20 protein-coding genes and 1 pseudogene are annotated in these 21,192 nt (G+C 52.0%); 10 read left to right on the forward strand and 11 right to left on the reverse strand.

Annotation, left to right across the window (positions count from 1 at the left end):
* The first annotated feature begins 117 nt into the window (after window positions 1-117).
* The gene (locus JCM12308_RS09545; RefSeq protein ID WP_014286984.1) at window positions 118-888 is read left to right on the forward strand and encodes an acetoacetate decarboxylase; all 771 of its coding nucleotides are present in this window, start codon (window positions 118-120) and stop codon (window positions 886-888) included.
* 10 nt (window positions 889-898) lie between these two features.
* The gene (locus JCM12308_RS09550; RefSeq protein WP_054783560.1) at window positions 899-1,804 is read left to right on the forward strand and encodes an alpha/beta hydrolase; all 906 of its coding nucleotides are present in this window, start codon (window positions 899-901) and stop codon (window positions 1,802-1,804) included.
* 48 nt (window positions 1,805-1,852) lie between these two features.
* On the opposite strand, the gene JCM12308_RS09555 is transcribed toward JCM12308_RS09550, so the two are convergent.
* Entirely contained in the window at window positions 1,853-2,698 is an 846-nt protein-coding gene (locus tag JCM12308_RS09555) for a tetratricopeptide repeat protein (RefSeq protein WP_208978419.1), read from the reverse strand.
* A gap of 210 nt (window positions 2,699-2,908) precedes the next feature.
* Window positions 2,909-3,157: a 30S ribosomal protein S21 gene (gene rpsU / locus JCM12308_RS09560; RefSeq protein ID WP_235861627.1), complete on the reverse strand. Its 249-nt coding sequence runs from the start codon at window positions 3,155-3,157 to the stop codon at window positions 2,909-2,911.
* Window positions 3,158-3,862: 705 nt separating this feature from the next.
* On the opposite strand from rpsU, the gene JCM12308_RS09565 reads away from it, so the two are divergent.
* Window positions 3,863-4,600 carry a class II glutamine amidotransferase gene (locus tag JCM12308_RS09565; protein WP_244271868.1) on the forward strand — a complete coding sequence of 246 codons (738 nt, stop codon included), beginning with the start codon at window positions 3,863-3,865 and terminating at the stop codon, window positions 4,598-4,600.
* A gap of 184 nt (window positions 4,601-4,784) precedes the next feature.
* Window positions 4,785-6,185, forward strand: coding sequence for an MATE family efflux transporter (locus JCM12308_RS09570; RefSeq protein ID WP_208609232.1), 1,401 nt, complete (start codon window positions 4,785-4,787; stop codon window positions 6,183-6,185).
* A gap of 71 nt (window positions 6,186-6,256) precedes the next feature.
* Here JCM12308_RS09570 and JCM12308_RS09575 read toward each other — a convergent pair whose 3' ends face one another.
* The 3 genes from JCM12308_RS09575 to JCM12308_RS09585 form a co-directional block, all read right to left on the reverse strand.
* Window positions 6,257-7,345: a 5-(carboxyamino)imidazole ribonucleotide synthase gene (locus tag JCM12308_RS09575; RefSeq protein ID WP_054783563.1), complete on the reverse strand. Its 1,089-nt coding sequence runs from the start codon at window positions 7,343-7,345 to the stop codon at window positions 6,257-6,259.
* Window positions 7,346-7,430: 85 nt separating this feature from the next.
* A complete protein-coding gene (gene purE, locus JCM12308_RS09580; protein ID WP_008551529.1) occupies window positions 7,431-7,934 on the reverse strand; it encodes a 5-(carboxyamino)imidazole ribonucleotide mutase in 504 nt (167 codons plus the stop codon).
* Window positions 7,935-8,057: 123 nt separating this feature from the next.
* Window positions 8,058-8,270 (reverse strand): YdcH family protein, encoded by a 213-nt coding sequence (locus tag JCM12308_RS09585; protein ID WP_008551464.1) that lies wholly within the window; start codon window positions 8,268-8,270, stop codon window positions 8,058-8,060.
* A 399-nt stretch (window positions 8,271-8,669) separates the two neighbouring features.
* Between JCM12308_RS09585 and JCM12308_RS27760 the strand changes: the two genes are divergently transcribed.
* Complete coding sequence (locus JCM12308_RS27760; protein WP_008551400.1) at window positions 8,670-8,840, forward strand: YdcH family protein; 171 nt, start codon at window positions 8,670-8,672, stop codon at window positions 8,838-8,840.
* 61 nt (window positions 8,841-8,901) lie between these two features.
* On the opposite strand, the gene JCM12308_RS09590 is transcribed toward JCM12308_RS27760, so the two are convergent.
* Complete coding sequence (locus JCM12308_RS09590; RefSeq protein WP_054783564.1) at window positions 8,902-10,548, reverse strand: acyl-CoA synthetase; 1,647 nt, start codon at window positions 10,546-10,548, stop codon at window positions 8,902-8,904.
* A gap of 468 nt (window positions 10,549-11,016) precedes the next feature.
* Here JCM12308_RS09590 and JCM12308_RS09595 point away from each other — a divergent pair, with 468 nt between their 5' ends.
* Window positions 11,017-11,589, forward strand: coding sequence for a hypothetical protein (locus JCM12308_RS09595; protein ID WP_037037760.1), 573 nt, complete (start codon window positions 11,017-11,019; stop codon window positions 11,587-11,589).
* Here JCM12308_RS09595 and JCM12308_RS09600 read toward each other — a convergent pair.
* Complete coding sequence (locus JCM12308_RS09600; RefSeq protein WP_054783565.1) at window positions 11,572-12,336, reverse strand: sulfite exporter TauE/SafE family protein; 765 nt, start codon at window positions 12,334-12,336, stop codon at window positions 11,572-11,574. The two genes, JCM12308_RS09595 and JCM12308_RS09600, sit on opposite strands and share 18 nt — an antisense overlap.
* A 79-nt stretch (window positions 12,337-12,415) precedes the next feature.
* Complete coding sequence (locus tag JCM12308_RS09605; RefSeq protein ID WP_054783566.1) at window positions 12,416-13,174, reverse strand: sulfite exporter TauE/SafE family protein; 759 nt, start codon at window positions 13,172-13,174, stop codon at window positions 12,416-12,418.
* 202 nt (window positions 13,175-13,376) lie between these two features.
* Between JCM12308_RS09605 and JCM12308_RS09610 the strand changes: the two genes are divergently transcribed.
* Window positions 13,377-15,290, forward strand: a complete 1,914-nt coding sequence (locus JCM12308_RS09610) for a propionyl-CoA synthetase (protein ID WP_054783567.1) — start codon at window positions 13,377-13,379, stop codon at window positions 15,288-15,290.
* Between the two features lie 102 nt (window positions 15,291-15,392).
* Window positions 15,393-16,183: pseudogene (locus tag JCM12308_RS09615) on the forward strand (SDR family NAD(P)-dependent oxidoreductase).
* Between the two features lie 54 nt (window positions 16,184-16,237).
* Here the strand turns inward: JCM12308_RS09615 and JCM12308_RS09620 are convergent.
* On the reverse strand, window positions 16,238-18,040 hold the full coding sequence (locus tag JCM12308_RS09620; protein WP_208609231.1) for an ABC transporter transmembrane domain-containing protein: 1,803 nt from the start codon (window positions 18,038-18,040) through the stop codon (window positions 16,238-16,240).
* A 262-nt stretch (window positions 18,041-18,302) separates the two neighbouring features.
* Here JCM12308_RS09620 and rpmE point away from each other — a divergent pair, with 262 nt between their 5' ends.
* Window positions 18,303-18,527, forward strand: coding sequence for a 50S ribosomal protein L31 (gene rpmE / locus JCM12308_RS09625; RefSeq protein ID WP_008551475.1), 225 nt, complete (start codon window positions 18,303-18,305; stop codon window positions 18,525-18,527).
* A gap of 107 nt (window positions 18,528-18,634) precedes the next feature.
* On the opposite strand, the gene rcdA is transcribed toward rpmE, so the two are convergent.
* Together rcdA and JCM12308_RS09635 are read right to left on the reverse strand one after the other, a co-directional pair.
* On the reverse strand, window positions 18,635-19,159 hold the full coding sequence (gene rcdA / locus JCM12308_RS09630; RefSeq protein WP_054783569.1) for a protease adaptor protein RcdA: 525 nt from the start codon (window positions 19,157-19,159) through the stop codon (window positions 18,635-18,637).
* A gap of 442 nt (window positions 19,160-19,601) precedes the next feature.
* Window positions 19,602-19,796: a DUF1192 domain-containing protein gene (locus JCM12308_RS09635; protein WP_054783570.1), complete on the reverse strand. Its 195-nt coding sequence runs from the start codon at window positions 19,794-19,796 to the stop codon at window positions 19,602-19,604.
* A 163-nt stretch (window positions 19,797-19,959) separates the two neighbouring features.
* Between JCM12308_RS09635 and JCM12308_RS09640 the strand changes: the two genes are divergently transcribed.
* Window positions 19,960-20,967, forward strand: coding sequence for an NAD(P)H-quinone oxidoreductase (locus JCM12308_RS09640; RefSeq protein WP_083417377.1), 1,008 nt, complete (start codon window positions 19,960-19,962; stop codon window positions 20,965-20,967).
* Window positions 20,968-21,192 lie beyond the last annotated feature (225 nt).

The following is a 21,192-nucleotide window of genomic DNA, read 5'->3' on the forward strand; positions in this document are numbered from 1 at the left end:
CTGAAAGTGCCACCCCAAAACCCAAGGGGCAACATCCAAAATATCGGTGCTTATGGTGAGAGCGCGCTGGCTGGTGATTTGGCTGCGTATCACACCCTTTCATGATCGAGGTGGTCCATGAAAATTGCCGATATTCTTGAACAGGCTTCCATGCCGATTGCTTCTCCTGCTTATCCCAAGGGGCCTTACAGGTTTATCGACCGCGAGTTCTTTGTGGTCTCCTACGAGAGTGATCCCGACGCTATTCGCGAAGCCTTACCAGAACCGCTCGAACCAGATGGTTCCAACAAGGTGATGTTTGAGGTGATCCGCATGCCAGATTCTGCTGGCTTTGGGGATTATACTGAATCCGGCATCGTGATCCCCGCCAAGTTTGGTGACCACCCAGTCAACTTCACCCAGCAGATGTTTCTTGATGATACGCCACCGATCTTTGGTGGGCGTGAGATTTGGGGATTCCCTAAGAAACTGGGGCATCCGGAACTGAGTGTGACAGGCGCGACACTGACCGGGCATCTGGAGTTTGATGGAGTAACGATCGCTATTGCGACGATGGGCTATAAGTACCAGCACCTTCTTTACGATGTGGAGCATGGTACGCAGTGTCATCCAGATGCGATCCTGAAGAAACTGCAGAAAACGCAGGTGAATCTGAAGCTTATTCCTGATGTTGATGGCTCATTGGCGATTGCTCAGCTGGTAGCTTATGAAGTTGCTGATGTGACTGTGAAGGGGGCTTGGTCTGGCCCTGCGAGCTTGCAGCTGTTTCACCACGCCAATGCGCCAGTTGCTGACCTACCAATGCTCAAGTCGCTGGGGGGCGTTCACTTTATCACCGATCTCACATTGCCGTATGGCCGGGTTATACATGATTACCTGAAGCCGTAGGAGGCTGGCGATGCTTGGGCTTCTGCAAAGCTGCTTCAGGATTATTGTCGGTCTGATGATGGTGGGTTTGTCGTTCTCTCAGGCTGCTGGCTTTGAGCTGAAACCCTATAAGGATGAACTCTTTGCTTATCCGCTTGTGTTGGAGCAGGGGCAGGGCGATGCGTTTTTGAGGCTCGATTACCAGATACAACGGGACTTGCGGGAGCGGGATGAAATTCCTGAGCGGCGCGTTGACGGACGGTATGTTTCCAGCAGACCGTCCTGGTATGTACGGGAACGCTCGGCAGTCTTAGCAGGCAGCAAGCGAAAGCACATTCGTGTTGGCTCTCCTGATGCCAAGACGAAACTGTTGGTGCTTTATCTGCATGGAAAGGGCGGTAACCGGAAACAGGGGAATGCGGACTGGACGTTTGGTGGGAACTTCAATCGCCTCAAGAACCTGATGGTGCGAAACGGCGGGGTTTATTTATCGCCTGACGTGAAGCTTGAAAGTCCGAGAGGCACGCAGGAAATTCGGGAGCTGATTGCGCAGTATCGAGAACTCGCCCCAAATGCTGCTGTGATTGTTGCCTGTGGCTCCATGGGGTCTCAGGTTTGTTATGGCTTGGCTAGTGACGCTGGTGTGGCAGGCCGTCTGTCTGGTTTGTTTTTCCTTGGAGGTGCTACAGATCGACGGCTTCTTTCAAGCGAAGCTTATGGGGCTGGTGTGCCTATCGTGTTTGGTCACGGGAGTGCAGATCGCGTGTACAGCTGGGAAAAGCAATATGCTTTGTTTCAGGCGCTTGTATCCAAGACAAAGGGATATCCGGTGCGGTTTCGTTTGTTTGAGACAGGCTCTCACGGCACGCCGATCCGCATGATTAATTGGCGGGATGAGATCAACTGGATGCTGGGGCACAGTCTGGGGTCGAGGTAATAAAAAAGGCCGGAAGCCCGGCCTTTGGAAGCTCTATGTATAAAGCGCTTAGGCTTGCGGTACGCCAGAGGACACTGCCAGACGCTTGGCGCCTTCTTTCGCGATCTGGTTTGTCGAGGAAAGCTGCAATGCTCTGGTATAGGACTGACGTGCCTCAGTGATCTGCCCCAAAGCTTCTTCAGCGCGACCGCGGTTTGCCCATGCTGATGCGGACTTTCCGTTCAGTGCAATTGCTGCGTTGAAGTCTTTAAGGGCGGATTTTGCATCGCCGAGTGAAAGGTAGGTTACACCACGTGCGATCAGTGGTGAGTAAGCACGGGAGTTCAGGCCGACTGCGGATGAGAAGTCATTCAGCGCGGCTTCCTGCAGGCCCTGTGCCTGATAGATGAGGCCGCGGTTGTGGTAGGCCTGTGCGTCACCAGCGTTCAGACGGATAACTTCGTTGTAGTCACGCAGGGCTGACGTGTTCTGGCCGATGGAACGGTACGTGTTGCCGCGTCCGTTGAGAGCCTTCACATAATCTGGCTTGATGGACAGAGCTGCGCTGTAATCCTGAATGGCTTGTGAGGTGTTGCCTTTGCGGCGTTCCACCAGCGCGCGGTTTGCATAAGCCTGATAAGAGTTAGGACGCAATTGCAGGGACTTGTTGAAGTCCTCAGTTGCCTGATCAAGGCGTCCTGCTTTTGCATATGCGATGCCGCGCTTGTTGTAAGCGTCTGCATCGGTTGGGTTTGCGTCAACAACAGCGCTCAGACTATCGATGTTGGAGGAAGAGCCAACAGCTTTGTCGATAGGTACATTCTGATAAACAAGGCCGGAAGAGTTGGATTGGCACGCTGCAACGCCAAGCGCGAGCAGACACGCGCAGATGCCTTTAGCCAGTTTATTGTTCACGAGAATGTGCCCCATTCTTAAAGAGTCCTTGCAATGACACGGTAGCCTACACTTTAGTGTGGCAAAAAAAGGTCGAATGAACCAGCAGAAACAATAAACGGACCAACCGGCTTACCGGTTAGTCCGTTCTGAATTCAAGCTCCGAGAAGGTCGCAGGCTGTGTCAAACATTGTTGAACCTTAGCTGTGCGATGCCCCGGATATCGCCGAATTAACGACGGCCTTTGCCGAGCAGCAGGCCTTCACGCTGTGCGCGCTTACGTGCCAGCTTGCGGGTGCGGCGGATAGCTTCAGCCTTTTCGCGAGCCTTCTTTTCAGATGGCTTTTCGTAGTGGCCACGAAGCTTCATTTCACGGAAGATGCCTTCACGCTGCATCTTTTTCTTAAGCGCTTTCAGCGCCTGATCGACGTTATTATCGCGAACGAGAACCTGCACGCGTTTATCCTTACCTTCGAGCATTCCGGATAAGATATCCAGAACGACATAAATGAAATGATTGATAGCGATGCTTAGCGCATATGCACGGGTCACAAGGACTTCGTCGCCGCTGATGCGTCGCTTCTTGACGGGGTAACTAGCAGACTGAGTGTGGGCTGTCTACCTCCTTACTTGAGAATCTATGTTAATTTATAGATGGGATAAGGGGGAATACCTCTTCCAGAGCAAGGCAATCGCAGCAGCAGTCGCACGTTTTCTTCAAGTTGGCGTATCGGCGGCTTCTTGCTTAAAGTAAAAGATAAGTAAAAATAGCTTTCAAAATCCATTATAACTTCATGGCTGAACTCTGATAAGCATAATGCAACCTTTGATTGTGTATGGTTGAATCTCTCTTTTGATACCGAAAAAAGTCACAGGAGCTTTTCTGAACGGTGGAAATCGAGGTGGAGTTTTGAGTGAAATTTGCTTCAAACGCCGTCCGTCGTATTCGGAGACAGAGGATGAGTCGAGCGGGACATTGCGCTTCTGGCATGCTCACTTTAGATTCTCAGAAGGGTCACTGAGAAAACTCGTTACTCTAGTTATAGGGAAGGGGTTTATACGTGCAGGTGGATCATGCATAATCTGAGGACCTCATTTGGGTAATCGATCAGAAGAAAGAATAAAGTAATGTGCCGCTGGCTTGCGTACCGTGGAGCTCCCATTTTTATGGAAGAGCTGATTTCAATGCCCAACCATTCTCTGATTGCGCAGAGCCTGCATTGTGCGGAAGCCAAGGTGAACACCAATGGTGATGGTTTCGGAATTGGCTGGTATGGCCATAAACCTGAGCCGGGTCTTTATCGTGACACGCAGCCGGCATGGGGTGATGAGAACCTGTTGAGCATCACCAAGCAGCTGAAGTCCTCATTATTCTTTGCGCATGTGCGCGCGTCTACTGGTACAGCAACTTCCCGATCCAACTGCCATCCGTTTGCTGTTGGCAAGTGGATGTTCATGCATAATGGACAGATTGGGGGATATGACGATATTCGCCGGCAGATCGAAGGCATGATCAACGACGATTTCTATCGGTATCGCCAGGGCACGACAGACAGTGAAGCTCTGTTTCTTGCGATGATGAGCCATGGTCTGGATGTTGATCCTGTGGGGGCTGTGCAACAGGTGCTGACGAAAACGCTTGAGATTATGCGTTGCAATGATGTCATTGCTCCGTTGCGTGTAGCGATGGCCTTGACTGATGGCGAGCGTCTTTATGCGGTGCGTTGCTCTAGCGACAAGATCGTGCCAAGTCTCTATTATCGCTTGCATAACAGTAACTTGAGTGTTGTGTCTGAGCCTTTGGAAAAGGGCGGGCAAGGTTGGTACGAAGTGCCTTGCGGTCACATCATGATCTATGGCGGTGATAATGCGCCTTGCTTTATTCCTCTGGACATTCCCGAAGAGTTTTGCAAAGTAGCGTAATCGACTTTTTCACTAGCGGAAATGCTTAGGCAGGGAACCGTTGGGAAATTGTCGGTCTGTTTCTATTATAGGAAGTTTCCTCCCAGCGAGGTGATGCGGTCAATTGCGGGTCGCGATCTCGTTTATGTTCTTGAGAGGCTCAAGTTCTGGAGGGGCTCCATGCCCTTTTCTTCAGGAGCTTATGATGACGCGGGTTGAAAGCACCAGCGTTGCCAAACCCACAGCCATGTCTGCATGGTGGGGGGAGTCCAATGCAACGCTTATTTTGGGATTGCCGTTGATCGGTGCGCAGTTAGCGCAGATGGCAATCAACGCCACCGATGCATTGATGATCGGTTGGCTCGGCGCAACAGAACTGGCAGCATCCGTGCTGGCCTTGCAGCTGTTCTTTCTGATCTGGTTGGCTGGACTTGGATTTGTTCAGGCCGTTATGCCATTGGCATCCAGAGCCGAAGGTAAAGGCGATGTGCGTAATGTACGTCGTGCTTCTCGTATGGGACTTTGGATCTCGCTGATCTACACGACCTTTGCGATGGTGGTGCTTTGGAATGGTGAGAGCGTCCTGCTGGCACTGGGACAGGACCCTGAGGTTTCTGCCATTGCTGCGGATTATCTGCGCATTGTGCAGTGGTCTATGTATCCGTCTCTTTTCGTGGCGGCTCTGCGTAGCTTCCTGACCAGTATTGAACGTTCCCAGATCGTGTTGTGGGCGACTGTGGTGAGTGCAATCGTCAACGCTCTGCTCGATTACGTGCTGATCTTTGGTTACTTCGGGTTCCCTAAACTGGGTATTCTGGGTGCTGGTATCGCGTCCGTTGTGACTGCTTTGGCGTCCTGTGTGATCCTGGTGGCCTATGTGTTTTGGGAAGAGAAGTCCCGCAAGTACGAAGTGTTTGTGCGTTTCTGGCGTGCTGACTGGCCTGCGTTCTTTGAGATCCTTCGCCTTGGCTGGCCGATTTCCCTGATGCTGGTCGCTGAAGTTGGCTTGTTTGCTGCTGCGGCGCTGATGATGGGCTGGATTGGTACCTTGGAACTGGCTGCGCACGGTATTGCGGTACAGCTTTCTGGTATCGCCTTCATGATCCCGCTTGGCTTTGCCAATGCTGCTGTTGTGCGTGTTGGTATCGCTTCTGGCCGTGGTGATGCAGATGGCATCACCCGTGCTGGCTGGGTGGCCTTGATCTGGTCTATCGTGATCGGTCTGCTCGGCGCGGTTCTGTTTGTCGCGATCCCGGATACGCTGATTTCGTTCTATCTGGACAGCAGTAACCCTGATGCAGCTGATGTGATCCGCCTTGGTGTGCCGCTGGTGTTTATCGCTGCCGTTTATATGGTGGTTGATGGCATTCAGGTGGTTGCCGGTGGTGTGCTACGTGGTCTCTCCGATACGCGCATACCAATGGTGATTGCTGTGATTGGTTACTGGATTATCGGTGTGCCGCTCTCTTACGTCATGGCTTTTACGTTCAACTGGGGCCCGGAAGGGATCTGGGTTGGATTGGCGAGTGGTCTCTTCATCACCGGCATCCTGTTGCTGATCCGGTTCCAGAAGCGAGATCAACTTGGACTGGTGAGGCTGGGATAAGCTTTAAGATAAAAGAAAAGCCCCGAAGACGGATTGGTCTTCGGGGCTTTTTTGTTGGATGTAGTCGCTGACTATGACTTCGGAGAGAGGCGGTTGATGTGGCCCATCTTGCGGCCTTCGCGTGTCTCTGCTTTGCCGTAAAGTGTCAGACGTGCATTTGGTTCAAGCAATGTGGCTTCCCACGTGTTCACGTCGTCACCAATCAGGTTTTCCATGATGACGTTGTGTGCACGGGTTGGAGTACCAAGTGGCCAGCCCGCGACAGCGCGTACGTGTTGTTCAAACTGAGAAACCGGACAAGCGTCTTCGGTCCAGTGGCCGGAGTTGTGAACGCGAGGTGCGATCTCGTTGACCTTGAGTTCTGTTTTGTCGCCATCCTTCACCACGAATAGTTCCACGCCCATCACGCCGACGTAATTCAGAGCAACTACAATGCGGGTTGCCATGTCAATGGCTTCCTGCGCGGTTGCTTCAGGAATGTCTGCCGGGACACTGGAAGTCTTCAGGATGTGGTTCTTGTGGTAGTTGTCTGCCGGGTCGTAGCATTTCACGGTACCGTCGACACCACGAGCGACGATGATGGAAACTTCCTTTTCGAATAGGACGATGCCTTCCAGAATAGCTGGCTGGTTGCCGAGCTTATCCATGGCGCCTTCGATGTCCTGAGGCGTGCGGATCATGATCTGGCCTTTGCCGTCATATCCAAATCGGCGTGTTTTCAATACGCCTTGGCCGCCAAGTTCCATGAGGGCTGCTTCCAGCTCTGCCTGATTGTCGACCTTGATGAAAGGAGCGACCTGCGTGGCAGCTTCTTCTGAAAGGAAGGTCTTCTCTTCGAGACGGTCCTGTGAAACTTTCAGTGCGAGTGGGCCCGGGCGGACTGGCACGAATTGTTCCAGAATGCGGGCGGTTTCGCCTGGTACGTTCTCGAACTCATATGTGACGACAGAAACGCTCTTTGCGAACTGTGTAAGTGCCTGCTCGTCTTCGTAGGCTGCAACGGTCTTTTCTGCGGAGACCTCAAAGGCCGGGCTGTTTTCATCCGGGCAATAGATATGGCACTTCAGGCCCATCCTGCTGGCAGCTTGTGCGATCATGCGACCAAGCTGACCTCCACCCAGAATACCAATCGTGTCACCAGGACGTAGTGTGGAACCCATTTCGAAAACTTTCCAGAGTTAGGGGCCAGATGTTAGGGGCAGTTAAAACAAATGAGGCGCCTGCAAATGGGCGCCTCTGAAACTCTTACTCTTCCGGATTGACTGGCTTTTCAGCAACAGCCTGACTTTGCTTCTCGCGCCAGTCATCCAAGTTGGCGGCAATCTCTGGATTGTTGAGTGCCAAAACAGCTGCTGCCATGAGTGCGGCGTTGACTGCACCGGCGCGGCCAATGGCCAACGTACCAACCGGAATGCCTGCTGGCATCTGCACGATAGAGAGCAAGCTATCCTGACCTTTCAGGGCGCGCGACTCAATCGGAACACCGAAGACTGGCAATGGAGTCATGGATGCTGCCATGCCTGGCAGGTGAGCTGCTCCACCGGCGCCAGCGATGACAACCTTGAAGCCATTCTCTTTTGCGGTTTTGGAGAATTCTACCAGACGATCCGGAGTGCGGTGCGCGGAGACGATGCGAGCATCATAGGAAACTCCCAGTGCTTCTAGCGTGTCTGCGGCGTTTTTCATGGTTGGCCAATCAGATTGGCTTCCCATGATGATGGCGACTTCTGGCTGATCTGTGCGGTTCATAAAACGGGCACCCTCTGAGCGGCTGGGAAGAAAGCGCGGATTATAGAAATACCACGGCGTGTTTCAACCCAATTACTACAAGAAATGCCAATAATATACGAAGGTTAGAGCTCTGCCTCTAATTTAGGCAATAATGTCAGGTAAGAGCTGGGTTTCCAGTACCTGAATCTTATCTCTTAGCATGAGTTTTTTCTTTTTCAGGCGTTGCAGCTGTAGGACATCTGATCGTCCTGTTTCGATGAGTGCTTCGATAGAGTGATCCAGATCCCGGTGTTCCTGCCTCAGCTCCGCCAGCTCGGAGCGAATGCTATCCTGATCAAGGTTGTCTTCCGTCATCGTTTTGTCCTCACATGACACGTATCGGTCTGTGTGCAACTCTACCCATCAGTGAATAAAATCTGGTGGGGCGCGTTGTCGCAATTCACCGCTCTGTAACAGTATACCGAATGTGTCGGCGCGATGAACATGAGTCTGACGATTTTTACAGGAAGTCGTGTCACATGACGAATTTACGTAGCGTATATATAGGGTTGAATACTTAGTGAGCTTCTCTTTTTGCTGGTGGTGGCAATCACTGAAATTTACTGGGTCATTTATAAGTTCCCTAAGTTTTTCATGAATTAACGATCTCGCGTTGTAGAGGCCGAAAAAAAACAGCTAATCATCGTTCGACAACTCATGAAAATGGTGCCATCATCCTCCTGTAACAGAGACAATGTAGGAGGATTAAAACCTATGTCCATCCGTGAGCATTTGACTGAGCTGGAACGCCGCCATGCTACTCTTGAGAAGGAGCTGGAAAGCGCCAAGCATCATCCATCAATGGATGAACTAGAGATTGGCAATCTCAAAAGGCAAAAGTTGAAGCTTAAGGATGAAATCTCGCGATTACGAGTGACGGGTTAGCTTCCTCTTCCAGAATTATCAGAAAATGCGCCGCTTTATGCGGCGCATTTTTTGTTTGTGCTCAGGCCAGCGCTTTGGCTTTTTCCCGCAATACGAACTTCTGGATTTTGCCGGTAGACGTTTTGGGCAGATCGGTGAAGACAACTGTCCTTGGCGATTTGAAGCTGGCCAGGTGCTCTTTACAGTAGGCGACGATATCTGTTTCGGTCACGCTGCTGTTTTCTTTCAGTTCAACAAACGCACAGGGTGTTTCGCCCCATTTGTCATCAGGCCGAGCAACTACGGCTGCTGCGGAGATCTCCGGGTGTTTGTAGAGCACTTCCTCGATCTCGATGGATGAGATGTTCTCACCTCCTGAGATGATGATGTCTTTGGAGCGATCTTTGAGCTGGACGTATCCATCTTCGTGCTGCACGCCGAGATCTCCTGAATGGAACCAGCCACCTGCAAATGCCTCTTGCGTTGCGGATGGGTTTTTCAGGTATCCCTTCATCACCACGTTGCCTTTGAACATGACTTCGCCGATGGTTTCTCCATCAGCTGGGACTGGCTGCATGGTTTGTGGATTCAGCACGGCGAGATCCTGAAGAGCAACGTAGTTGACACCTTGTCTTGCTTTGAGGGCGGCTTGCTCCGAGGTTGGCAGTTCATCCCAGTGCTCATGCCATTCGTTGACGACTGCGGGCCCATAGACTTCGGTCAGGCCATACAGGTGTGTGACGTTGAAACCTTCTTCGGCCATCGCAGCGAGCACGGCCTCTGGTGGAGGTGCTGCTGCGGTAAAGAACTCGACTTCATGGGTGAGCTTGCGTTTCTGATCTTCTGGCGTGTTGAGTAGCGTGGACATGACGATTGGGGCGCCACACAGGTGCGTAACCTTTTCGTCTGCCAATGCGTTCCAAATCGGGCCTTGCCGAACTTGGCGGAGGCACACATGGGTTCCAGCAACAAGCGACAATGACCACGGAAAGCACCAGCCATTGCAGTGGAACATTGGGAGCGTCCAGAGGTAGACTGGCTTCTTGCCCATAGCTGCTGTGATTATGTTTGCCTGCGCTAGAAGATAAGCACCGCGGTGATGGTAAACGACGCCTTTCGGATTGCCGGTCGTGCCAGAAGTGTAGTTGAGCGTGATGGCATCCCATTCATCGTCCGGGAGTTGCCGCTGGAAGTCAGTTGAACCGCTAGCGATAAGCTCTTCGTACTCAAGCTCTCCAATGGCTGGTGCTGATTGAGGGAACTCTTTGTCGTCATAGAGCACAACGGTTGGCTTGACGGTTGCCAGTTCCAGAGCTTCGGTCATGACCTTCGAGAACTCGCGGTCAACAATAACCAGCTTGCTTTCTGCGTGATCCAGCTGGAAGGCGATGATTGCGGCGTCCAGTCTGGTGTTGAGTGCGTGCAGCACTGCGCCCGCCATAGGTACACCGTAGTGGGCTTCGAGCATGGGTGGTGTGTTGGTCAGCATTACCGACACACAATCATTCTTCCCTATGCCGCGCTGAGACAGAGCGCTGGCAAGGCGGATGGAGCGTTCGTAAAACTCTTTGTAAGACCGGCGGATGCTGCCGTGGATGATCGCTGTGTGGGTTGGGAAAACTTTTGCAGCCCTTTCCAAAAAACTTAGCGGGCTGAGTGGTGTGTAATTGGCGTCCGTTTTTGGGAGGTCTTTGTCGAAATACGATGTGTTTAATAGATGGTTTTTCATGAAATCCCCCAGGCATTCAAATTCCCGCACAAGGAACAGGAAGATCCCTTGAAGTGATAATGAACTTTCCCAAGTTGGTTACTGGCTCTGGTGAAGAGCTAGGAATTAAGAGTGTTACATGTTTTGATATATCTGAGTATAGGCAGAGCGGGTAGCCCAGATGACCTAGATGTTAGTCTGATGGTGTTCTTGCCCTTAGACTTTCATCTATAAGTATTTTCTGGGTGTTTTGTGGAATGGTGTCGATATATTCGGTAAATTTGTATACGCTGGTTGCAATAGTGGCGTTAACTTAACGGAAAAGGTGAAATCTTGTTGCCTTTTTGGGCAAGAAGAAAGCTCGCGACAATTTGCAACACCCCAGAAGTCTTCCCCGTTTGCCTTTCGATTTGTAATGTAGACCTGTCTGATAAAAGAATAAATTGCGACCCGTTTTCGGACGGTGAGCGATGAACAAGCAGGGCTCATATGACCGTAACGACACCAAATCGACAGGGGAAGATCGCCATATTCTTTGGCGTGGTTTTCTGCGCGATTACCGTGGTTCTTACGGGGTACATCTTCATGCTTGGGCCACACAGATCGCAGGATGCACAATGGTTCGTGCTGCTGGTGGCGTTCCCTGTTCTTATTCAGCTCTATCTCAACCGAGCCGTCATTCTCAATCACTTCCGCACCCATTGGTATCTTTGGGCTGTGTCTACTGCAGTGTGTCTGGTGCTTGGGCTTCAACTCAACTTCGCGCAGCTCAACTCGTCGAGTAGCATGGCAGATCAGTTGCGTACCTACTTCTTCTCGTGGGTAGAAGGTCAGCCTCCGAGCTCTGAGTTTGCGGGTGATCCGTCAGACACTTACAACGCAAAGCAGGTTCGGTATCGTATCGTTTCCCCTGCTCGTGGCGATCTGGATCTCACGGATCCTTCCAGCTACTTTCACGAGAGAGTGCCTTGGAAAACCATGCCGGATGCGACCTTTGAGATGGATGGACCGATTGCGGCTATCCGGAGCGTGCTTTACCACGGCCTAGGTGAGCGCGACTAAACCGTCTGCAATCAGCTTCAGCGCTACAATGAAGACACCGAAATAGGTGATCTTATAGAACAGCTGTGGGCTGATAACCTTCGCGATTTTCACTCCCAGATACATGCTTATTGGTGCCAGAGGCAGAAGCACGGCTGAGACCGTGAGGTTAGTGGTGTCGAACTCACCCAACATTGTGTAGGGGATGAGCTTTACTGCGTTGATGACTGCAAAGAAGATGACTGCCGTGCCCGCAAACAGGATAGTTGGCAGCTTGAGGGGCAGGGCATAGATCTGGAATGGTGGGCCGCCAGCATGGGAGACGAAGCTGGTGAAGCCTGCGACCGTACCCCAGAAAATACCCTTCGCCTTACTGGGTTTTGGGGCCTCTTTCTCCGCCTTGTCACCGATCCAATACTTCAAAACGAACGCCAGTGCGATGCCCCCAATCAGGAGTCTGATGATTGCCTCGCTGAAGTAAGCTGCTGTTGCCCAACCGATGGCAACACCCAGTATACCTGCGGGAATGGTGAGCTTGAGCACGGTGGTGTCGTAGGTTCTACGATAGGCGTAGAGGCCCACTACATCCATCGCTACGAGAAGAGGAAGTAGTATTGCTGCAGCCTGAATAGGTGGAATGATCAGGCTGAGCATTGGTACGCCGAGGATTGCCACACCTCCACCGAAGCCGCCCTTTGAGATGCCCACGATGATGAGGGCGGGGATAGCGACAAGGTAAAACAGCGGATTGATGTGAATATCCTGCAACTGTGATGATCCTTTGTAAGAGGCAGCTACAGTCTTTTTAAGAGAAAAGCAGACCTCTCAAAATTGAGAATTCTTTGCGTCACAGACCGCTGGCACCATCCCAGATCAGTTTCAGGGCGATGATGAACAAGCCTGCATAGGTGATTTTGTAGAACAGCTCTTTGTCGATGTGCTTGACGATCTTAATGCCTGCGATGGTTGCCAGAGGTGCTAATGGCAGTAAAATCAGAGAGGTGGAGATATTCTTGGCATCGAACTGTCCGAGTGCGAAGTAGGGCAGAACCTTTGAAAAATTGACTGTGGCAAAGAAGATGACAGCGGTTCCTGCCATGACAGGAGGGGCCAGTCGCAGAGGCAGGACGTACATCTGAAACGGGGCACCGCCTGCATGCGCAATGAAGCTGGTTACGCCGGAGATTGTTCCCCAGATGCCGCCCAAGATGACATTGTGTGGTTTGGGCGTTTTGTTGGCTTTGTTGTTGAACCAGTAGTCCAACACGAAGACGAGTGCGATGACGCCGGTGACCAGCCGGATCAGTGTTTCGGAAATGTATGCTGCAGTGAAGTATCCGATCAGGGTGCCCAGGAGACCTGCCGGGATAAGAATAAGAAGTGTTTTGCGACAATAGATTGCACGGTAGGAGAATAGTCCGACCGCATCCATGACCAATAGGATGGGAAGGAGAATTCCTGCAGCTTGCACAGGTGGAATAGCAAGCGACATCATCGGCACGCCCACAAGTGCGAGGCCTCCGCCGAATCCTCCTTTTGCCATGCCAACAATGAAAACAGCAGGTATTGCACAGAGGTAGAAGAAGGGATCGGTAATAGGCAGCATGAGTTACCACCCGCTATGATGCGGGCAAGTCCTTTTTTTATAAGAGGAAACTAAGAAATAGGCGGGTTGAAACTATGGGGTCATCTTTAGTTATAAGCCGATTTTCTAATATAGCAAAACTTGCCTTTGGGTCATTCAAGGCTCAGTCTTAGCCGAACCTGTGGACAGGTACTATGCAGGGGTGCATGGGAGGAGAGCAGCTATGACGAGCCGATACCACGACGTTTACAATGGATGGAAAGAAAACAAAGAAGCCTTCTGGGACGAAGCGGCTAAGGGCATTGATTGGTTCTCGCCCTATACAAAGACTTTTGATGCTTCGCAGGGCACCTATGGACGATGGTTTGTAAGTGGTGAGTGCAACACTTGCTACAACTGCATTGACCGTCATGTAGAGCATGGCCGTCCGGGCCAGCCAGCAATCATTTACGACAGTGCAGTTACCGGTGAGAAGCGAACCTACACCTATCTTGAAGTGCAAGAGCAGGTGGGCGCTATGGCGGCTTTGCTGCGTGAGAAGGGCGTAGAGAAAGGCACGATGGTGCTGATCTATATGCCGATGATCCCGCAAGCAATGTTTGCGATGCTGGCGTGCGCACGCCTTGGCGCGATCCACTCCGTGGTGTTTGGCGGCTTTGCAGCGCAGGAGCTGGCGGTACGTATTGAGGATTGTAAGCCTAAGGCGATCATCAGTGCTTCCTGCGGTATCGAGCCGGGTCGTGTGGTGGAGTATAAACCGTTGCTCGACAAAGCGATTGAACTGTCCTCTCACAAACCAGATTTCTGTTTCATTCAGCAACGTGAGCAGCTCATTGCTCCGCTGAATGAAGGACGTGATTATGATCTTGGCGCGCTGATGGAAGGTGCGGTGGCTGAAAAGATGACCACCGAATGCGTTCCGGTTGCTGCGACAGATCCTCTTTATGTGCTTTACACCTCCGGAACCACCGGCCAGCCGAAGGGCGTGGTGCGTGATAACGGTGGCCATATGGTTGCGCTCAAGTGGTCCATGGAGAACCTCTACGGGATTGATCCGGGTGAGGTGTTCTGGGCGGCTTCTGATGTGGGCTGGGTTGTTGGTCACTCCTACATCGTTTATGCGCCATTGCTTCATGGTGCTGCAACGGTTCTTTATGAAGGTAAGCCTGTTGGAACACCGGATGCTGGTGCATTCTGGCGTGTGATTTCTGAACACTCTGTGGTGTCTCTGTTTACTGCGCCGACTGCGTTCCGCGCGATTAAGAAGGAAGATCCGGAAGGGACTGAGCTTGCCAAGTACAGCATTGCTGGGCTTCGTTCGCTGTTCCTTGCTGGTGAGCGTGCTGATCCAGATACGATTTTGTGGGCTGAGAACCTGCTGGGTGTGCCTGTGATTGACCACTGGTGGCAGACTGAAACCGGTTGGTGTATCGCGGGTAACCCACTTGGCCTTGGTAAACTGCCGATCAAGCTGGGCAGCTCCACCGTGCCTATGCCGGGTTATGATATGCGTGTGCTGGATGATGAAGGCAACGAGCTGGGCGCTGGTGAGCTGGGCAACATTGTTGTCAAACTGCCGATGCCTCCTGGAGCTTTGCCGACGCTATGGAATGCAGATGACCGCTTCAAAGATGCGTATCTCTCTGAGTTCCCGGGCTACTATAAAACAGCAGATGCTGGCCTGATGGATGATGAGGGATATCTCTTCATCATGTCCCGCACGGATGACATCATCAACGTGGCTGGTCACCGTCTGTCTACCGGTGGAATGGAAGAGGTTCTTTCTGAACATCCAGACGTGGCTGAATGTGCTGTGATTGGTATCTCTGACAATCTTAAAGGCCAGCTGCCTTGCGGGTTTGTGGTGCTGAAGAGTGGCGTTGAGAAGCCAACCGATGTGATCGAGAAAGAGCTTATTGCTCTAGTCCGTGAGAAGGTTGGTCCCGTGGCGGCGTTTAAGCTGGCAATCACTGTTGAGCGTTTGCCGAAGACCCGTTCTGGCAAGATCCTTCGTGCAACCATGCGCAAGATTGCCGATGGCGAAGAGTTCAAAATGCCAGCTACCATCGATGATCCTGCAATTCTTGATGAGATTGCAGAAGCGATCTCTGATCGCGGTTTGGCGTCAGTCAGCTAAATTCAGAGGAGCTAAGGAGTTTTACTGGAGAAGTGCATCGACATGGCTGGCCTTAGAGATTAAGGTCGGCGAAATTTCGGCATTGCCAGAGGTATCTTCAAAGTGAAACTAGAGAAGAAAGTTGCGATTGTAACCGGTGGCGCTCAAGGCATCGGTTACGCTATTGCGCAGCGATTTTTGCAAGACGGCGCCAAAGTCATGCTCTCCGACTCGGATGAGCGTGCCGGGGAAGCAGCTCAGGAAGCTCTCTCCGAGTTTGGACACGTGGCATTCTGCCATTGCGATGTCAGCGTTCGTCTTGATGTCCGCAACATGGTTGCGAACACTCTGGATGAGTTCGGCGACGTTGATGTGCTGGTCAACAATGCTGGCATCACGGCAGGTGGTGATTTTCTGGAACTTTCCGAGGAAGATTTTGATCGGGTGCTGCGCGTCAACCTGAAGGGGGCATTCCTGTGCTCTCAGGCTGTTGCGCGTCATATGGTTGAAAAGGTTGAAGACGGTGGTTCCGCTGGTTCCATCATCAACATCAGCTCTGTCAACAGCGTGCTCGCAATCCCTGATCAGGTGCCTTACACGATCTCCAAAGGTGGCCTGAACCAGCTGACGCACGTTTCTGCTGTTGCGTTGGCAAAGTACGGCATTCGCGTGAATGGCATTGGTCCGGGTTCTATCGAGACTGAGATGCTGAAGAGCGTTGTTCAGGATGCGAGTAAGATGGAAACAGTGCTTTCCCGCACCCCGCTTGGTCGTCTGGGCCAGCCAGCAGAAGTGGCAAGCATTGCTGCTTTCCTTGCTTCTGATGATGCAAGCTATGTTTCCGGGCAGACCATCTAGCTGATGGTGCGCGCATGCCGTTGAACTATACGGTAGATGTGAGTGAGCCTGAGTAAGCCTTGCTGATTGCAATTAAAAAGCCGCGCTCTGAGGAGCGCGGCTTTTTTCGTTTAGCTGGCTTTTTCCTGCGCGTTCAGTGCTTCAGCACCGATCTCAAACTGCATTCTTGCAAGTTTGGCATACAGGCCTTTTTGAGCAACCAGTGTATCGTGCGTGCCTTCTTCGACGATCTTGCCGCCATCCATAACGACGATACGATCTGCTTTCAGCACTGTTGCAAGACGGTGTGCGATGATCAGTGTTGTCCGGCCTTCCATAAGCTTGTCGAGAGCTTTTTGAACGATAGTCTCGCTCTCGGCGTCCAACGCGCTGGTGGCTTCGTCGAGAAGCAGGACCGGGGCGTCTTTCAGGATTGCGCGGGCAATAGCAATGCGCTGACGCTGACCACCTGAAAGGGTGACACCGCGCTCGCCAATGAGAGTGTCGTACCCGTCTTTCATGGTGGTGATGAAATCATCTGCCAATGCAAACTTGGCGGCTTCGATGATCTGCTCGCGAGAGGCGCTTTCCTTACCGAATGCGATATTCTCAGCAATGGAGCTGCCGAAGATCGCCGTGTCCTGAGGGACCAGTGCGATATGCTCGCGCAGGTCACGCGGATCAGCTGCATCCAACTCGGTGCCATCTAGTGTGATTTTGCCTGAGACAGGATCGTAATAACGCATCAGGAGTTGGAACAAAGTGGACTTGCCTGCACCGCTTGGGCCAACGATAGCAACTGTCTCGCCCTTCTTGACGGAGAGGTTCAGGCCTTCCAACACGCCTGCTTCCTTAGCTGTCGGGTAATGGAAGGCGACGTTGTCGAACTCCAGTTCGCCAATTGCAGGAGATGGTAGAGCGACTGGATTTGCTGGTGCGTTGATGTCTGAAGGGACATGCAACAAGCCAGTGATGCGATCTGCTGCACCAGCTGCTTTTGCGAGTTCGCCCCAGACCTGAGAGAGCTCGCTCATAGCGCCGGCTGCGATGATGGAATAGATGAGGAACTGGGTGAGCTGACCGCCTGACATGCGGCCATCGATAACGTCCAGCGCTCCGACCCACAGTACTGCGATGATACTGGAAGAGATGATGAGAATGATGGTTCCTATCAGGAACGCACGTGCACGCGTAGCGACGAGGGCGGCTTCGTAGGTGGTCTCGATATCAGCTTCAAACCGGTCTGATACGCTTTTCTCGTTGGTGAAGGCCTGAAGGGTGCGGATGGAGCCAAGTGCCTCTGTAGCGTACGCGATGGCGTTTGCCAGGGTGCTTTGCGCATGGCTGGTTCTGTTGCGTACAGCGCGGCCAAAGCCGAGGAGCGGCAACACGATCAGCGGGATAGCCAGCAGCACGAATAAGGAGAGGCGCGGGCTGGTGATGACCATCAAAGTGGTGGAGCCAGCAAACATCAGCAAGTGTCGCAGAGCAATGGAAGCGCTTGCGCCAAAGGCAGACTGAATGAGTGTCGTATCCGCTGTCAGGCGTGAGATGATCTCACCGGACTTGGTTTTGTCGTAGAATGAGGGGGATAAATAGGTGAGGTGGCGGAACACATCCGAGCGTAAGTCCGCAACGACTCGCTCGCCAATCATCATCACCATGTAGTAGCGCAGCGAACTGGTGAGTGCGAGCAGGGCGATTACAAAAATGATGACGAGGAAGTAATCGTCGATCAGATTTGGATTGTCGCCGGTGAAGCCGTAATCAACCATATAGCGGACTGCAATGGGCAGGACCAGGGTCAGACCTGCAGCAGCCAGCAAAGCAAAGGTTGCCAGAACCAAGCGGGCCTTATGCCTTAAAAGATAAGGGAAAAGCGTCGCGAGTGGACGCAAGGTCTTTTCCCGATTGTTTGAGTCCCGCTGGCTCATGCCACCCCCGGATATCTGCGAAATCATCTAAGTTTATCTTATGATGCAGTAGATGTGTCCCGATAGTTTTAATTGCAAGCGCTTTCTCTGGATTTCTGCGGGCTGTACCCTCTTGTCTCCTTGGTTTGGATGGGTTATAGACCCCTTCACGATTATGCCGTGCTTGTGTGAGCGCGGCTTCTTTCTACCGATGCTTCAGGCCAGCCCAAAGCCCATCTTAGGATTGAGGCGGCCCGGCCGTTGCTGACAGGACAGTTTAGTCATGAAACAGGACATTCATCCAGATTACCACACCATCACTGTAAAGCTCGTTGATGGTTCCGAATTCACCACCCGTTCTACTTACGGTAAAGAAGGTGACACCCTGCAGCTCGACATCGATCCGAGCTCCCACCCTGCATGGACTGGTGGTGACCGTCAGCTCATGGACCGTGGTGGTCGCGTGTCCCGCTTCACCAACAAGTTTGGTGGCTTCCTGGGCAAATAATTGCTCTGAAGTTTGCGAAATTAAAAACCCGAAGCGTTTGCTTCGGGTTTTTTTGTGCGCGTTTGAGGAGTGCGCAGGGTTGCTGGCGGAGTTGGCCAACACACAGATTATTTGAAAGCGGCTGAGATTTGAGAGAGCTGGTCGCCGACCGGATTGGAACTGTTTGCTGCCTGCTCACGGAGCATCTCTTCTTTGAGCATGTTGTTGACGTGCTTGATACGTCTTTGCAGCTTGAATGATGTTTCGATCAGGCTGCGGAGTTGCTCTGGCAAGTCATTCCAAGCGGGGTTCTGCATTTCTTTAGTTGCGTTGTCGACGCGGATCTTGTTCTTCTCGCTTTGAGCTTCTGCCTGAACAATCTCACCATCATTTACCGCGCGCTGCAAGAGGAGCCAGGACGCAAGCTGCATCAGGCGAGTGGTGAGGCGCATGGACTCTGTGGCATAGGCGAGGGAGGCAGCTGGACCGAGAGCTTTGCTCTGCTTTCTGCCTGGGCCATCCAGGTAAGAGGCTGTTTCTTCAATCAGCCCCATGCCTTCACGAAAGAGCTCCGTGAAGTTTTGAGATGTCATGAGGCGCTGTGCAAAGTTGAAGGTATTCTCCGGTCCTGTTTCAGTTCTGAATTCACCCATCTTAAAACCCCTCAATTAATGCGTTGCGTCTCTCTTGCCGTCGTCCTTTGCATTCCCAGTCTGAAACAATTACGGCTCGAAAATTGAAGTGAGCCTTTTGAAAAGAATAAAACTGTCTCGAAATGGAGCAAGAGATCTTACTTCAATCTGAACGGAGCAAAGCCCGTGCCAACTCATGGTTGTGAATTGAGGGGTTAAGCCGGGTTTGGGTGTTGAACCGGCAGAAAAAAAGAGCCGCATCGGTGCGGCTCTGAGGTGTTTTAACAGGGAGGCGTCAAGCAGAGTGAACGTTCACTCTGGATCCAGATCAACTGGAATAACTAAGTTCTAATTTAAAATGGTTAACGATACGTAAACTGCAAGTATCCAATTTATATATTTGCGAATTGTAGCTTGCGTTTATATGATTTTAGCCAAGTTACTTGTTTTAAATGCTGTTTGATTACTTGAAGAAGCTTTCTGCTGATGCATTGATGTCTGACTTTGTTTTGATCTCGTTCTCGACGCGTTTGATCTCTTCCTTAAGTTGTTCAAGTCGCTCACTTAATTCGTGGATTGAAAGGTTGCTGAGCGGCTCTCCCACAACAATGCTAGAGGTTGTGGAGCGCGGTGTTTCGTCATCATCAAAAATTCCCATAGCGCTATGAACTCCTTGTGTTGACCCTGAGCGCTGCTCCATTCCCAAAAATGAAGAAAACACCTTTGGTGGGGTAGACGGGCTCTTGTTGGGAACTATTCTTCACTTAATCGAGAAAGTGAGCAAGCGGCAGTTTTGGCGAGTGCGGAGATTGGGGCAGCAGATGGCAGTAGGGGGACATCCAGAAATGATGAAAGCCGTGGTGATGAACGGTGTTGGGGGCTCGGAAGTCCTTGAAATTGCAGAGGTTGAGGTTCCAAAGCCTGGTGTTGGTGAGGTTCTGATCAAGGTTCATGCTGCTGGCGTCAATCGGCCGGATGTCATTCAGCGCAAAGGGGCATATCCGCCGCCTCCGGGTGCTTCGCCTCTACTCGGCTTGGAAGTCTCCGGTGAAATTGTTGAGCTTGGAGAAGGGGTTGCCTCTCATAAAGTTGGCGAGCGCGTGTGTGCGCTGACGCCGGGAGGGGGATATGCGGAGTATTGTGTCGCGCCTGCTGCGCATGTTCTGCATGTGCCGGCTGGGATGTCCATGGAGGAAGCGGCTGGCGTGCCTGAAACCTTCTTCACCGTGTGGTCGAATGTGTTTGATAGGCTGGGGTTGCAGTCCGGGGAGAAGTTCCTCGTTCATGGCGGCTCTTCTGGGATCGGAACGACTGCTATTCAGCTGGCAAAGGCCTTTGGGGCTGAGGTGTTCACCACTGTCGGCTCTGAGGAGAAGGCACAGGCTGTTCGGGAGCTTGGGGCGGACTATGTCATCAACTATCGCAGTACCGATTTTGTGAAAGAGATCGGCAACATCACCAGCAAACAAGGTGTTGAGGTGATCCTTGATATGGTTGGCGGTGATTACGTGGAGAAGAACTGGATCGTTGCTGCCATTGAAGGGCGGATCTGCCAGATTGCGACGCTGCATGGGCCTTCGGAAAATGTCAACTTTAGCCGATTAATGATGAAGCGGCTGACACATACCGGTTCTACGCTTCGACCGCGGACCAACGAGTACAAAGGGCATATCGCTGAGGCTCTTCATGAGAAGGTCTGGCCGCTGCTGGAAAGTGCGAGGGTGAAGGTGGTTATGGATAAGGTCTTTGATATCAGTGATGTAAGGGCTGCTCATGACCGGATGGAAGGGTCCAGCCACATCGGAAAGATCATCCTGAAAGTTGCTTAGAGCATTCTGCCTGCATTCGCAGTCATGCTTTATGTTCTAGCATGTGTTCGGGGAGCGAGCCTGATCGTTTGACCCTGTTCAATCGAACGGAACGCACTTCAGGGAAAGTGCATAGGTGCCGCTTCAATTCGCACAGGTTTCCTAAAGAAGCTGGCGGCAAGTGTTGATCTGGTTTGCTTTTGGGGAAATGTGGGCGTATAGTGCGCTCAAGTTTCCCCAAAAACT

It is taken from the genome of Pseudovibrio denitrificans JCM 12308, assembly GCF_001310815.1.
GTDB classification, from domain to species: domain Bacteria; phylum Pseudomonadota; class Alphaproteobacteria; order Rhizobiales; family Stappiaceae; genus Pseudovibrio; species Pseudovibrio denitrificans.

Coding starts and splice junctions, on each gene's coding strand:
- JCM12308_RS09610 (WP_054783567.1), top strand. CDS start 13,377: ATGACGAGCCGATACCACGACGTTTACAATGGATGGAAAGAAAACAAA.
- JCM12308_RS09605 (WP_054783566.1), bottom strand. CDS start 13,174: ATGCTGCCTATTACCGATCCCTTCTTCTACCTCTGTGCAATACCTGCT.
- rcdA (WP_054783569.1), bottom strand. CDS start 19,159: ATGGGTGAATTCAGAACTGAAACAGGACCGGAGAATACCTTCAACTTT.
- JCM12308_RS09635 (WP_054783570.1), bottom strand. CDS start 19,796: ATGGGAATTTTTGATGATGACGAAACACCGCGCTCCACAACCTCTAGC.
- rpsU (WP_235861627.1), bottom strand. CDS start 3,157: ATGCTCGAAGGTAAGGATAAACGCGTGCAGGTTCTCGTTCGCGATAAT.
- JCM12308_RS09590 (WP_054783564.1), bottom strand. CDS start 10,548: ATGAAAAACCATCTATTAAACACATCGTATTTCGACAAAGACCTCCCA.
- JCM12308_RS09595 (WP_037037760.1), top strand. CDS start 11,017: ATGACCGTAACGACACCAAATCGACAGGGGAAGATCGCCATATTCTTT.
- purE (WP_008551529.1), bottom strand. CDS start 7,934: ATGAACCGCACAGATCAGCCAGAAGTCGCCATCATCATGGGAAGCCAA.
- JCM12308_RS09565 (WP_244271868.1), top strand. CDS start 3,863: ATGCCCAACCATTCTCTGATTGCGCAGAGCCTGCATTGTGCGGAAGCC.
- JCM12308_RS09570 (WP_208609232.1), top strand. CDS start 4,785: ATGACGCGGGTTGAAAGCACCAGCGTTGCCAAACCCACAGCCATGTCT.
- rpmE (WP_008551475.1), top strand. CDS start 18,303: ATGAAACAGGACATTCATCCAGATTACCACACCATCACTGTAAAGCTC.
- JCM12308_RS09585 (WP_008551464.1), bottom strand. CDS start 8,270: ATGACGGAAGACAACCTTGATCAGGATAGCATTCGCTCCGAGCTGGCG.
- JCM12308_RS09550 (WP_054783560.1), top strand. CDS start 899: ATGCTTGGGCTTCTGCAAAGCTGCTTCAGGATTATTGTCGGTCTGATG.
- JCM12308_RS09620 (WP_208609231.1), bottom strand. CDS start 18,040: ATGAGCCAGCGGGACTCAAACAATCGGGAAAAGACCTTGCGTCCACTC.
- JCM12308_RS09545 (WP_014286984.1), top strand. CDS start 118: ATGAAAATTGCCGATATTCTTGAACAGGCTTCCATGCCGATTGCTTCT.
- JCM12308_RS09640 (WP_083417377.1), top strand. CDS start 19,960: ATGGCAGTAGGGGGACATCCAGAAATGATGAAAGCCGTGGTGATGAAC.
- JCM12308_RS09575 (WP_054783563.1), bottom strand. CDS start 7,345: ATGGGTTCCACACTACGTCCTGGTGACACGATTGGTATTCTGGGTGGA.
- JCM12308_RS27760 (WP_008551400.1), top strand. CDS start 8,670: ATGTCCATCCGTGAGCATTTGACTGAGCTGGAACGCCGCCATGCTACT.